This window comes from Erythrobacter litoralis (assembly GCF_001719165.1).
In the GTDB taxonomy this organism is placed as follows: domain Bacteria; phylum Pseudomonadota; class Alphaproteobacteria; order Sphingomonadales; family Sphingomonadaceae; genus Erythrobacter; species Erythrobacter litoralis.
In genome coordinates, this window is the sequence record NZ_CP017057.1 from 1456022 (window position 1) to 1469345 (window position 13324).

The 13324-nt window shown below is 64.9% G+C and carries 11 protein-coding genes; 7 read left to right on the forward strand and 4 right to left on the reverse strand.

All coding sequences use genetic code 11. The annotated features are described in order from the left end of the window. Window positions 1–9: 9 nt before the first annotated feature. The 3 genes from Ga0102493_RS06925 to purF all read right to left on the reverse strand — a co-directional run bounded on the left by Ga0102493_RS06925 (window position 10) and on the right by purF (window position 2813). On the reverse strand, window positions 10–357 hold the full coding sequence (locus Ga0102493_RS06925) for a PilZ domain-containing protein (RefSeq protein WP_034904777.1): 348 nt from the start codon (window positions 355–357) through the stop codon (window positions 10–12). Between the two features lie 170 nt (window positions 358–527). Beyond that, window positions 528–1241, reverse strand: a complete 714-nt coding sequence (locus Ga0102493_RS06930; RefSeq protein ID WP_034904775.1) for an SDR family NAD(P)-dependent oxidoreductase — start codon at window positions 1239–1241, stop codon at window positions 528–530. Window positions 1242–1283: 42 nt separating this feature from the next. Then, the gene (purF, locus tag Ga0102493_RS06935) at window positions 1284–2813 is read right to left on the reverse strand and encodes an amidophosphoribosyltransferase (protein ID WP_051698139.1); all 1530 of its coding nucleotides are present in this window, start codon (window positions 2811–2813) and stop codon (window positions 1284–1286) included. A gap of 221 nt (window positions 2814–3034) precedes the next feature. On the opposite strand from purF, the gene Ga0102493_RS06940 reads away from it, so the two are divergent. From Ga0102493_RS06940 to Ga0102493_RS16370, 6 genes are all read left to right on the forward strand, one after another. Next, window positions 3035–4309, forward strand: a complete 1275-nt coding sequence (locus Ga0102493_RS06940; RefSeq protein WP_034904773.1) for a lipoprotein-releasing ABC transporter permease subunit — start codon at window positions 3035–3037, stop codon at window positions 4307–4309. After that, window positions 4302–4991 (forward strand): ABC transporter ATP-binding protein, encoded by a 690-nt coding sequence (locus Ga0102493_RS06945; protein WP_034904772.1) that lies wholly within the window; start codon window positions 4302–4304, stop codon window positions 4989–4991. The genes Ga0102493_RS06940 and Ga0102493_RS06945 overlap by 8 nt, the downstream gene beginning before the upstream one ends. 52 nt (window positions 4992–5043) lie before the next feature. Next, entirely contained in the window at window positions 5044–5325 is a 282-nt protein-coding gene (locus tag Ga0102493_RS06950; RefSeq protein WP_034904771.1) for a hypothetical protein, read from the forward strand. 81 nt (window positions 5326–5406) lie between these two features. Beyond that, on the forward strand, window positions 5407–5886 hold the full coding sequence (locus tag Ga0102493_RS06955) for a glutathione peroxidase (RefSeq protein ID WP_034904770.1): 480 nt from the start codon (window positions 5407–5409) through the stop codon (window positions 5884–5886). Window positions 5887–5960: 74 nt separating this feature from the next. Next, window positions 5961–9485 (forward strand): DNA polymerase III subunit alpha, encoded by a 3525-nt coding sequence (dnaE, locus tag Ga0102493_RS06960; RefSeq protein ID WP_034904768.1) that lies wholly within the window; start codon window positions 5961–5963, stop codon window positions 9483–9485. A gap of 335 nt (window positions 9486–9820) precedes the next feature. Next, complete coding sequence (locus Ga0102493_RS16370; protein WP_236922322.1) at window positions 9821–10288, forward strand: DUF4019 domain-containing protein; 468 nt, start codon at window positions 9821–9823, stop codon at window positions 10286–10288. Between the two features lie 83 nt (window positions 10289–10371). Here the strand turns inward: Ga0102493_RS16370 and Ga0102493_RS06970 are convergent, their stop codons facing one another. After that, window positions 10372–11502 (reverse strand): OmpA family protein, encoded by a 1131-nt coding sequence (locus Ga0102493_RS06970; RefSeq protein ID WP_034904765.1) that lies wholly within the window; start codon window positions 11500–11502, stop codon window positions 10372–10374. Window positions 11503–11715: 213 nt separating this feature from the next. Here Ga0102493_RS06970 and Ga0102493_RS06975 point away from each other — a divergent pair, with 213 nt between their 5' ends. Continuing rightward, window positions 11716–13320, forward strand: a complete 1605-nt coding sequence (locus Ga0102493_RS06975; RefSeq protein ID WP_034904762.1) for a long-chain fatty acid--CoA ligase — start codon at window positions 11716–11718, stop codon at window positions 13318–13320. Window positions 13321–13324: the final 4 nt, after the last annotated feature.

The following is a 13324-nucleotide window of genomic DNA, read 5'->3' on the forward strand; positions in this document are numbered from 1 at the left end:
GGCCCCGCCTTATGCCATCGGGCGATAGACGCCGGTATTGCTGTAACGCTGCAGGATGTTGTCGTGCACGATCGGGCTCAGCAGCTCCGAAAAGGCGCAGCCGACAATGCAATTGTCCCACCACACGACTTCGGCCTGGAGCGATTCGAGGCCGGGCAGGGTGAGCCAGCAGACCTGGCCTTCATGCATCCGGTTGATCGAGGCCGCCGAAAAGCCCGAGATCGACAGGTCGTGGACCACGCTTTGAAACGCGCGGCCACCCGACGCCCTCAGCGTGGCGGGGATCGTAAGCTTGGTGCGCTCGCCGCAGCGATCTTCCTGCGCGACGACGCGGTAGCGGTCGGTGTCGAGGGGCATTGCGTTATCCCTTGTCCAATCAGCTTTGGTCTCTTGCCGGTTGGTCTCAGGCAACACATTCACCTATGAGACTTAATGCCTCATTTCAGCGGTTGGTTAACAAGACGGTAAGAGCCCCGTGAAAGCGACGGGCCGTGCCGTCACGCTGCCGAAACGAGCCGGTGCGTCCTTCAGTCGACCCTCTCGCGGTGGCCCGAGGGGAAATCCTCCTGCACGAGCTCGACGATTCGCGTCGCCACCGTTTCGGGCGGCTTGACCGTTTCGGGATCTTCGCCCGGATAGGCTCGGGCACGCATTTCGGTACGCGTCGCGCCCGGATCGAGCACCGCAACGCGCACGGGGCTCAACCTCTCGACCTCGGCGCCGTAGGTTTCGAGCAGGTTGTCGAAGGCCGCCTTGGTCGCGGCATAGGCGCCCCAGTAGGGCCGCGGGTCCGATCCGACGCTGCTGGTGAGGCCGATGACGCGCGCACCTTCGGCCTTGCGCAGGAGCGGATCGAACGCGGCGAGCAGCGCCTGCGTTGCGACCAGATTGGTCATGATCGCCTGGTTGAACTGCTTCGGATCAACCTGCGAAAGCGGTGTGAGGTCTGGCATGTAGGCCGCTGAAAGAACGAGAATATCTATCGTGTCCCAACGCCCCCCTATGGCGCCGGCGAGGCGCGCGACGCTGTCCGCTTCTGTGAGGTCGAGCGGGGCGATGGTCGAGGTCCCGCCAATCGCATGGATCGCATCCTCGATCTCTTCCAGAGCCTTGACCCGCCGCGAGACGAGGATGACATGCGCGCCCGCTTCGGCGAGCGCTTTCGCGGTGGCGGCACCGATGCCGCGGCTGGCGCCGGTGACGAGGGCGGTCTTGCCCGCGAGGGGTTTTGCGTCGGTCATGGATCTCGCTGTGCCTTGGAAACGTCGGGAAGAGCGCTGCTATCAGGCCGCCTTGGGATCGGCAAAGGGAAGCTGCGCGGCGCGCTGTTCGGTCATGCGGAAATCGGTCAGCGAGGTGGGATATTCGCCGGTGAAGCACGCGTCGCAGAATTGCGGGCACGCCTTGTCGCGGTCCTTCTGCCCCACCGCCCGGTACAGCCCGTCGATCGATATGAAGGCGAGGCTGTCGGCCTTGATGAATTCGCGCATCGGTTCGAGTTCCATGCGCGCCGCCAGCAATTTTGACCGTTCGGGCGTATCGACGCCATAGAAGCACGAATGCGCCGTCGGCGGGCTGGCCACGCGGAAATGGACTTCGCTCGCGCCCGCTTCGCGCATCATCTCGACGATCTTCATGCTGGTCGTGCCGCGCACGATGGAATCGTCGATCAGCACGATCCGCTTGCCCGCGACAAGGCCGCGATTGGCGTTGTGCTTGCGCTTGACGCCGGAATGGCGGGCGCTGTCCGATGGCTGGATGAAGGTGCGCCCGACATAGTGCGAACGGATGATGCCGAGCTCGAACGGCAGGCCCGATTGCTGGGCATAGCCGATCGCGGCGGGCACGCCGCTGTCGGGGACGGGCACCACCAGATCGACGTCGGCGGGCGCCTCTATGGCAAGCTGCGTGCCGATCGCCTTTCGCGCCTCGTAGACGCTGCGTCCGGCGAAATAGCTGTCGGGGCGGCTGAAATAGACATGTTCGAAAATGCAGGGCCGCGCCTTGGGCGAACCGAACGGGCGCACGCTGCGGATTTCCCCGTCGAAGCCGACCTGGAGCATTTCGCCGGGTTCGACCTCGCGGATCAGTTCCGCGCCGACCACGTCGAAGGCGACGCTTTCGGAAGCGAACAGGATTGCATCCCCCATCCGTCCCATCACGAGCGGACGGATGCCGAGCGGGTCACGGCAGGCGATCATGCCTTCGGGCGTCATCACGATCAGCGCATAGGCGCCTTCGACGAGGCGCAGTGCGTCGATCAGCCGGTCGGCAATGGTCGGATAACGGCTGGTCGCGACGAGGTGGATGATGACCTCGGTGTCGGAGGTCGACTGGAAGATCGAGCCCTTGTTCACGAGATCGGAGCGAAGGGCCTGCGAATTCGAGAAATTGCCGTTATGCGCGACCGCAAAACCGCCGCTCGCGAGTTCGGCATAGAGCGGCTGCACGTTCCTCAGGCCGGATCCGCCCGTGGTCGAATAGCGCACGTGCCCCGCTGCCATGTGGCCGGGCAGTTCGCCGATCGCTTCGGAGGAGGAGAAATTTTCCGCGACATGGCCGAGCCCGCGGCGCGAATAGAATTCGCGCCCGTCGAAGCTTGTGATGCCGACCGCTTCCTGTCCGCGATGCTGGAGCGCATGGAGGCCCAATGCGGTCGCAGCCGAAGCATCGGCGGCGTTGATCGCGCCGAACACGCCGCATTCCTCGCGCAGCTTGTCGCCGTCCGCATCGAGGAAGGGATGAGTGAGATTCGCGTCTAGCCGGTCCCGGACCCGTTCGGGAGCCTCGCTCTTCTGCGTGGAATTGGTCATGGTGTTCGAACCCGCTCAGCTGCCCCCCGACCGTCGCCTCCCCAATGGCGATGTTACCGCTGGATTACAAGGGTGCGGACCCCTCCCATGCCCTGCTTTTTCATGACAGCTTTCCTACGGGCGTCCCGCTTTGCCCTGCCATCGCCGCGCGGCATTGCGGGAAAAAGGGCCAGCGCCTACAGGCAGCGTTCAGCAGTCACCGGCGAGATATTCCACCCACAATGCTTTCCCCTTTCGAATGGATGATTTCCAAGCGCTACCTCTGGCCCGGCAAGGGCGAGGCCTTCATCGCGCTTGTCGCCGGGATCTCGGTCGGCGTGGTGATGCTCTCGGTCGCCATGCTGGTGATCGTGATGAGCGTGATGAACGGTTTTCGCGGCGAATTGCTCGACAAGATCGTGGGCCTGAACGGCCATGCGATCGTCCAGGCCTATGGGGGCAAGCTCGACAATTGGGAAAGCGTCCTCGAGGAAGTGCGCGAGACCGACGGCGTGACGAGCGCGAGCCCGCTGATCGAACAGCCGCTGCTGGTCAGCTTCAACGGGCGGACCGTTGCGATCCTCGTACGCGGACAGACGCAGGAGGATATCGACGAGCTGGGCGAAAAGGTCGTCGCGGGCGAGATCGAGGCGCTCACCTTCGATGCCGGCCCGAGCCTGCGCAGCGATGAAGGCCCCGAAGCGGGCGCGGTCGCGATCGGTTCGCGGCTTGCCCAGAATATCGGCGCGCGGGTGGGCGACACGATCACGATCATCAATCCGCAGGGCCGCTCGACCCCGTTCGGCACTTCGATCCGGCAGGTCCCCTACGAAGTCGGCGCGATCTTCGAGGTGGGCGTCTACGACTATGACGAGAAGTTCATCATCATGCCGATCCCGACCGCGCAGACCCTGCTGCTGATGGAGGACAGCATCGGCATGATCGAGGTCACGGTCGAGGATGCGGACCAGGTCGGCGAAATCCTTGCCCCGGTGAAGGAAAGCCTCGCCGGACGCGCCGTCGTCGCCGACTGGAAAACGATTAATGCGGCTCTCTTCGAGGCCCTGCAAGTGGAGCGTGCCGCGATGGGCTTTGCACTGAGTTTCATGGTTTTGGTCGCCGCTTTCAACATTCTTTCGAGCCTCGTCATGCTGGTCCGTGCCAAGACCCGCGACATCGCGATCATGCGCACGATGGGCGCGACGCGGCGCAGCCTGCTCAAGATATTCGTCACCACCGGAACCACGATCGGCGCGATCGGGACGATTGCCGGGCTGCTGCTCGGCGCGCTGGTCCTGCTGTTCCGCGAACAGATCGTCCAGGGCATCGCCTTCGTGACGGGCCAGGAATTGTGGGACCCGGAGGTGCGGTTCCTGTCGACCATGCCCGCGCGCGCCGATCCGGTGGAGATCATCGCAATCACCGCGCTCGCGCTGGTGCTGAGCTTCCTTGCGACGCTCTATCCCGCGCTCAAGGCAGCGAACACCGATCCGGTGCAGGTGCTGCGCTATGAATAGGGGCAATGAAGGCACGCCGATCGTTGCGCTGCGCGGCCTTACGCGCAGTTTCGAGCAGGGCGGCCAGCGCATCGACGTTCTGCGCGGGGTCGATCTCGACATCATGCCGGGCGAGATCGTCGCGCTGCTGGGGCCGTCGGGATCGGGCAAGTCGACCATGTTGCAGGCGGTGGGCCTGCTCGAAGGGGGCTTTTCGGGGTCGATCGCCATTGCCGGGCAGCAGGCCGAGAAACTGCCGACCGACGGGCGCACCCGGCTGCGGCGCGAACATCTCGGCTTCGTCTACCAGTTCCACCACCTGCTGCCCGATTTCGACGCGCGCGAGAACGTCGTCATGCCGCAGATGATCGCGGGCGCTACGCGCGCCGAGGCGGAAGAGCGCGCCGACAGCCTGCTCTCGAGCCTCGGCCTCGGCCACCGCCTGACCCACCGGCCGAGCCAGCTTTCGGGCGGCGAGCAGCAGCGCGTGGCCGTCGCCCGCGCGCTCGCCAACCGACCGACACTGGTTCTGGCGGACGAGCCGACGGGCAACCTCGACGAGGCGACTTCGGACACCGTGCTGGCCCAGTTCCTCGACCTCGTGCGGGGCGAAGGCAGCGCGGCACTGGTCGCGACCCACAACGAACGGCTCGCCGCCCGGATGGACCGCGTCGTGCGCCTGAAGGAAGGCCATCTCGAATAGGTGCGGACCCGAAGTGGCTCCTGACTGTTGGTGAAGGGAAGGAGGAACAAACATGTCAGACCATCCCAGCACCTATGACGGCACGCCTAAAAAGAGCGACGAGACCGCGTGGCAGGACCGCGCCGCGCTTCACGCCGCGGATGACGGCGACGGCATTTTCGACGGGGCCAAGGCGATCCGCCGCGGGACCTTCGCCGAGATGATCCGCCACATCGTATCGCTGCCGGAGGAAGATCGCGGCCGCTACGTCATCGAAAAGGCGGGCGACCGCGAATATTCGGCGGCCGAGGCGGTGGAGCTGAGCAAGCGGTCGGATTTCCCCGGCCGCACCTGACGGCAGGCGGTGTTGGCGCTTGACACCCGGCCTCCGGCTGGCGGAGCAAGGGGTCAGCGCTTCACAAGCAGGGGATCATCCATGACCACCATCGCCGATTTCACCGTCACCACCAATCGCGGCGAACCGCTCGACCTTGCCAGCAAGAAGGGCAAGGTCCTGCTCGTCGTCAACACGGCGTCGAAATGCGGCTTCACCCCGCAATATGACGGGCTCGAGGCGATCTACCAGCAGTTCAGGGAACGCGATTTCGAAGTCCTCGCCTTTCCCTGCAACCAGTTCGGCGCGCAGGAGCCCGGCAGCGCCGACGAAATCGCGGAATTCTGCCGGGTCAATTTCGGCGTCTCCTTTCCGCTGATGGCGAAAGTGGACGTGAACGGCCCCGATGCCTCGCCCCTGTTCGACTGGATGAAGAAAGAGGCAAAGGGCCTGATGGGCTCTACCTCGATCAAGTGGAACTTCACCAAGTTCCTGATCGACCGCGATGGCAAGGTGGTGAAGCGCTACGGCCCGCAGGACAAGCCCGAGGCCATCGCCAAGGACATCGAGAAGCTGCTGTGACCGGGGGGCCGGCTGTGGAGAAGTAGGCGGCCGGGGCGCTTATCGAATCCGCGATCATTTCCTAGATTACGCGCATGCGTTACGCCCCTTTCGTCCCCTTGCGTGTCCTGTCGTCCTATTCGATGCTCGAAGGGGCGATCGACCCCAAGGGTATCGCGAAACTGGCAAAGGAGCGCGGCTTTCCCGCCATCGCCATCTGCGACCGGGACGGGCTCTACGGCGCGGTCATGTTCGCATCGGCCTGCAAGGGCGAGGGCGTGCAACCGATCATCGGCGCGCTGTTGGGCGTCGCGCGCGACGGGCCTTCGGGCGCGGCCTCGCAGGGGGCGATCGGCTCCAACAAGATCCCGATCGATTACCTGCCGCTCTTCGCGCAGGACGAGCGCGGTTATGACAACCTGTGCCACCTCGTCAGCCGCGCCCATCTCGACCGCCCGCTCGAATTCGATCCGCATGTCACGATGGATGACCTCGAGGGCCGCACCGACGGGCTGATCGCGCTGACCGGGGCGGGCGAGGGGGGGCTGACCCGCCTGCTCGCCGAAGGGCAGGACCGCGCGGCGAAGGCGCTGTGCGACCGGCTCGACCGGCTGTTTCCTGGCAGGCTCTATATCGAGATTGCGCGCCACGGCGATCCGGTCTGCGAGGCGGCGGAAGAGGCATTGATCGACCTCGCCTATGCCCGCGAACTGCCGCTGGTCGCGACCAATCCGGCGAACTTCGCCGAACCGCACATGCACAAGGCGCATGACGCCATGCTGTGCATCGCCCATTCCTCCCAGATCGAGGCCGAGGACCGCCCCCATTCGAACCCGCAGGCCTTCGTGAAGTCCGATCGGATGATGGCCGAAATCTTCGCCGACCTGCCCGAAGCGACGGCGAACACCCTCGTCATCGCACAGCGCTGCGCCTACGCGCCGCCCGACCGGGCGCCGATCCTGCCGAGCCTTGCGGGCGACCTCGAAGGCGAGGCAGCAATGCTGGCCGAGGATTCCCGGCGGGGGCTCGAGGTGCGGCTCGAACCCTATGGCGAAATGGCCGAGGAAGAGCGCCGAGCCTATTTCGACCGGCTCGATTACGAGATCGGGATCATCGTCAAGATGGGCTTTCCCGGCTACTTCCTGATCGTCGCCGATTTCATCAAGTGGGCCAAGGAACAGGGCATTCCGGTGGGGCCGGGGCGCGGTTCGGGCGCGGGCTCGCTGGTCGCCTGGGCGCTCACCATCACCGATCTCGACCCGATTCGCCTAGGCCTGCTGTTCGAACGCTTCCTCAATCCCGAACGCGTCTCCATGCCGGACTTCGACATCGATTTCTGCGAAACCCGGCGCGGCGAGGTCATCCGCTATGTCCAGAAGAAATACGGGCACGATCACGTCGCGCAGATCATCACTTTCGGCAAGCTGAAGGCGCGCGCGGTGCTGCGCGATTGCGGGCGCATTTTGCAGATGAGCTACGGCCAGGTCGACCGGCTGTGCAAGATGGTCCCCAACCACCCGACCGACCCGTGGACCCTGCCGCGCGCATTGAACGGCGCGCCCGATTTCAAGCGCGAATACGACAATGACAACGAGGTCAGGCGCCTCATCGACCTCGCCATGCAATTGGAGGGGATGCCGCGCAATTCCTCGACCCATGCCGCGGGCGTGGTGATCGGCGACCGGCCGCTGTCGCAGCTCGTCCCGCTCTACCGCGACCCCCGCTCGGACATGCCGGTCACGCAGTACGACATGAAGCACGTCGAAAGCTCCGGCCTCGTCAAGTTCGACTTTCTCGGCCTCAAGACGCTGTCGGTGCTGAGGAAGGCGGTCGACCTCCTCGCCCTGCGCGGCATCGACATCGATCTGGGGGCCCTGACACTCGACGATCCGGCGGTCTACGAACTCATGCAGGTCGGCAACACGGTGGGCGTGTTCCAGCTTGAATCCGAAGGGATGCGGCGCACGCTGAAAGCGGTGAAGCCGACCAATTTCGGCGACATCATCGCGCTCGTCTCGCTCTACCGGCCGGGTCCGATGGACAACATCCCGCTGTTCGGAAGGCGCAAGGCGGGGGTCGAGCCGATCGAATACCCGCACGAAAAGCTCGCCGGCATCCTCGAGGAAACCTACGGCATCTTCGTCTACCAGGAACAGGTGATGCAGGCCGCGCAGATCCTTGCCGGGTATTCGCTCGGCGATGCGGACCTGCTGCGCCGCGCGATGGGCAAGAAGAACCAGGCCGAGATGGACAAGCAGCGCGCCATCTTCATCGAGGGCTGTGCGCGCGTTTCGGGAATCGAGGCGGCGAAGGCGAACGAATTGTTCGACTTGATCAACAAGTTCGCCGGCTACGGCTTCAACAAGAGCCACGCGGCCGCCTATGCGCTGCTCGCCTACCAGACCGCGTGGCTGAAAGCGCATTATCCTGAAGAATTCTACGCCGCCTCGATGTGCTTCGACATGCACCAGTCGGAAAAGCTCGCCGTCTTCGTCGACGATGCGCGGCGCTATCCGGGGACAGAAGGCGGCATCGAGGTGCTGCCGCCCGACATCAATGCCTCCGAAGCGCGCTTCACCGTTGAACAGACCGAGCGCGGTTATGGGGTGCGCTATGCGCTCGCCGGGATCCGCAATGTCGGGGAAAAGGCGATGGAGGCGATCGTCGCCGAGCGGCAGGCGAAGGGGCCGTTCGCGAGCCTGCAGGATTTCTGCGAGCGCATTCCCCACGGCGCGATGAACCGCCGCCAGTTCGAGGCATTGGCCTGCGCCGGCGCGCTAGACTGGCTCGAACCCAATCGCGCGCTCGTCCACGCCAATGCCGAACACCTGCTGGCCGTTGCCGAAGCCGCCATGCGTGAGCGCACCAGCGGGCAGGCTGGGCTGTTCGGCGGCGAGGATACGCCTGGTGAGACGCTGCGGCTCTCCCCGACAGAGGAATGGAGCAAGGCCGATCGCATGGCGAAGGAGCGCGAGAATTTCGGCTTCTATTTTTCCGGCCACCCGATCCAGGAATTCCGCACCGTGGCGCTAGCGAACGGGGCACGCACCTATCAGAGCCTGATTGAAGCCGCCGCCAGCGGCACCGCGGTGATGGCCGCGATGGTCGAGAATGCCGTCAAGGCCCGCACCAAGCGCGGCAAGGAATTCATCCGTGCCGATTTCTCCGACCTGTCGGGCCAGTTCTCCTCGGCCTGTTTCGAGGAATCGCTCGTGCCGCAATTCGAACGCTGGGCCGCGAGCGGGGAATGCCTGCTGCTCAATGTCGAGCTCGACGCGCCCGCCCCGTCCGAACCTCCGCGCCTGACGATCCGCGGGGCGCGCGAGCTCGCAGGCGTGAGCGGAGCGACACCGATGCAGCTGAGCGCCGACATATCGAGCATGGATGCGCTGCTCGAGCTCAAGATCGAGCTCGATATCGCGCAGGGCGAATGGCAATCGGGTTGCGGCGAAGTGCTCGTCCGTCTCGCGCTTGAGCACGGCGGCCATGTCGCGGTGCGGCTCGGCGGCGATTACATGCTCGACGGTGAACTGGCCGAGCGGCTGGCGGCGATCCCGGGAATCGACAATGTCGAACTGGGGCCGAAGCGTGGCAAGGCACGGCTCAAGCTGGTGGCGTAGTGAACCGCGCGCTTTCCGACCTCACCGACAAGGAAAAGGATGCGCTGCGTCTCCTGCTCGCGGGCCACGATGCGAAGTCGAGCGCTAATGAACTCGGCATTTCCGTCCACGCATTGAACGATCGGCTGCGGGGTGCACGCCGCAAGCTGGGCGTGTCGAGCAGCCGAGAGGCCGCAAGAATTTTGGGTGAGACCGAGAGCGAAGACCCCCAAAATCTTGCGCACACAGATTCCGGGATGTCCGCAGGGCCGGCATCTCACGACATTGCAGTCCTCGATGAAACCCGCCGTGCCGGCCTTTCGCGGGCCGCATGGCTGACAGGAGGAATGCTTATCATGTCCATGGCAATTGCAGCCGCCGCCATCTTTCTTCTCGCCGACGGACCGGCAGAGCCCGCCCGCATCGCCGAAGCCGAAAGCACGGCGCAGGATCGCGGCAGTGCCAATCCGGTCGACCAGGCCGACGCCGTCTCGATCGAGCGCGCAGAGGCGTTTCTCGCGCGGATCGACGCGGGCGATTGGGAGGGGAGCTGGGAACTGACCGGCACGCCGATCCGCTCCGAAATATCGCCGCGCGAATGGCGGGAGCAGGTGGCACCGGTGCGCGCCCCGCTCGGCAGGGTGCTCTCGCGCGAAGTCGCCACGATCGAGCGCGCCTCGAGCCTGCCGGGAGCGGCTGATGGGGAATACCAGGTGATGCAGTTCCGCACCCGTTTCGAGAACGAGGAAGGGCACTCGGTCGAAACCATCGTGATGAAGATGGGCCCGCAGGGCTGGGAGATCAGCGGCTATTTCATCGCCTGATCGGCAATGCCGCAGGAGCCAAGGAAAAAGGGCCGGGAGATCGCTCTCCCGGCCCTTTGCCATAAGGGCTGCGCCCGGCGCTGTCACATGCCCGAATTGGGACCGTAGGTTATCTCGACCCGGCGGTTCTGCGCCTCGCGCACGCCGTCGACGGTGGGAACGCGCGGCTGCGATTCGCCGAAGGCTTCGCTCGAGATGCGGCCTTCGGGAATGCCGCGCCGGGCAAGGTATTCGCGCACGGATGCATTGCGCCGCCCGGCGAGCGCCATGTTGTAGGTGACCGTCCCTGCGCGGTCGGTATGGCCTGCGAGCATGACATCGGCAGCGCCGCAATTCGCATAGGCCGTCACCGCGCCGTCGAGGATCCTCGCCGCTTCGGCGGTGATCGTCGACTGGTCAAAATCGAAGAACACGATGTAGGGCCCGGTGTTGCAGACCGGCTTCGGGGGTGGAGGCGGCGGCGGGGGCGGCGGAGGCGGCGGCGGGGGAGCGGCCGGTTCGGGTGCGGGCGCCATCGCCGGTTCGGGCGCGCTGCCGAAATTGTAGCGCAGGCTCGCAAGGATCGAATGGCTCTGGAAGTCCGCTTCGAGCGGGTCGCCGAAAGCGCTTTCGAATTCGAATTCGTCGATCACGAAATAGCGGTATTTGACGCCGAGATCGATTTTGTCGCTGACGGCGTAACGAAAGCCGCCGATGAGCTGCCAGGCGAAATCGGTCGCCGAATCGTCGATGATGGTCCCGACGCCCGCCACCTCGACCGGCAGGTCGACATTGGCGAAGCCCGCCCCGCCGCCGGCGAAGATCTGGAAATCCTTGCCGAATTCGAACAGGCCGTTGACCATGCCGCTGAAGATCGAGAGGTCTTCCTCGTTCTGGACGACCGTGCCGGGCACGATGCCCGCGCCGGGGACGAGTTCGGGGTTCACCACCGTCAGGCTGTCATAGCCCGCGCGCTTGTAACCGCCCTCGGCTTCGAGCCGGAAGGCGCCGAAATCGTAACCGACGACGATATCGGCATCGATGCCGGTATTGGTGTCGGCGAATGCTGCGTTTTCCTGCAGCCCGTCGGGACGGGCGAGGTCGATGTCGACATCGACCTGGTCTTCCAGCATGACGCCGCCGTCCACGCCGACATAAAGCCGCCCGTCGCGCGCCTGCGCCGGGACAGCGACGATCGCGGCACAGCCCGCAAGAAGCATCGCAATTCTGGTCATGTCCGTCCTCTCGTCAGTGATCCTGTGCGCCGAGGCTTAGGAAACCTGCGTGGCAAAGCCGTGACAGATGTTCGCGAAGCTGTCGCAAATGCGATCATCCGGCGATTGCCAAGCGCGCATAGGCTCGGCATGAACACCGACCTTCAAGGATTCACGCCGGGCAGGGATTCCCGGCAATCGAGACAGTCTTCATTGAATAGGGGAGAGACGAGAATGGCGAAGCTCGGAGCGATGCAGGACTGGACCATGCGCATCACCAGCGTGATCGATCATGCCGCGCGCGAGGCCGGAACGCGCGAGATCGTGACCCGCTGGGCCGATGGCAGCGTGACGCGCACTGACTGGGCCGGGGTCAGGCGCGATGCGCTCAAGATGGCGCAGGCGCTCCAGCGGCTCGGGATCAGGCCGGGAGAGCGAGTGGCGAGCCTTGCCATGAACCATTCGCGCCATCTCGTGAGCTGGTATGGCGTCGCAGGCATGGGCGGGGTGCTCCACACGGTGAACCCGCGCCTGTTCGATGACCAGCTCGACTACATCGTGAACCACGCCGAGGACCGCGTGCTGCTCTACGATGCCGCGTTCCAGCCGATCGTCGACAAGATGAAGGACCGCTGGACCACGATCGAGCATTACATCTGCTATGATAGCGGTGAGAACGCGCCCGCTTTCGAGGACTGGATCGGCGCCGAGGACGGCGATTTCGAATGGGTCACGGGCGACGAGCGCGATCCGTGCATGATCTGCTACACGTCCGGGACGACCGGCAATCCCAAGGGCGTGCAATACGAACACCGCTCGACCGTGCTGCACGCGATCGCGGGGCTGCAGCCGGCGGCGTTCAATTTCTCGGGATCCTCGGTCATGCTTCCCGTGGTGCCGATGTTCCACGCGGCGAGCTGGGGCCTGCCCTATGCGGGCGCGATGGCGGGGATCAAGTTCGTCTTTTCCGCGGTCAACGATCCTGCCGTGCTCCACCAGCTGATGATCGACGAGAAGGTGACCGACAGCGCGGGCGTTCCGACAGTGTGGCTCGCGCACTTCCAGTACTGCGATGCCAACGGGCTCGACCTGCCGCCATTGAAGGCCGCGACAATCGGCGGTTCGGCCGCGCCCAAGTTCATGATCGAGCGCCTGATGAAGAACGGCACGCGCGTCCAGCACGCCTGGGGCATGACCGAGACCAGCCCGATCGGCACGGTCGGCGGGCCCACCTGGGACTGGGAGGAGCTTTCCTTCGAGGAGAAGGTGCAGAAGACGACCATGCAGGGCCGCCCGATCTTCGGTGTCGAACTGCGCACGGTCGATCTCGACGACATGGTCACCGAATTGCCGCGCGACGGGAAAAGCTCGGGCGCGCTCCAGATCCGCGGGCCCTGGATCATCAAGCGCTACTTCAAGTCGGACAAGGACGCGGTGAACAACGAAGGCTGGTTCGACACCGGCGATGTCGGCATCCTGCATCCCGATGGCACGCTGCAACTGACCGACCGGACCAAGGACGTGATCAAGTCGGGCGGCGAATGGATCAGCTCGGTCGAGCTTGAAAACGCCGCGGGCGGCCATCCTGCGGTGGCCGAGGCCGCCTGCGTGGGCATGCCGCATCCCAAGTGGGACGAACGCCCTGTGCTCTTCGTCGTGAAGAAGGCCGATGCCCAGGTAAGCGCGGAGGACATCATCGAACACCTGCGAAGCCAGGTCGCGAAATGGTGGCTCCCCGACGCGGTCGAGTTCATCGATGAAATCCCCCACACTGCGACCGGCAAGATATCCAAGAAGGACCTCCGCGACCGTTTTTCCGACTATCGGCTCGAGGCCTGATCGG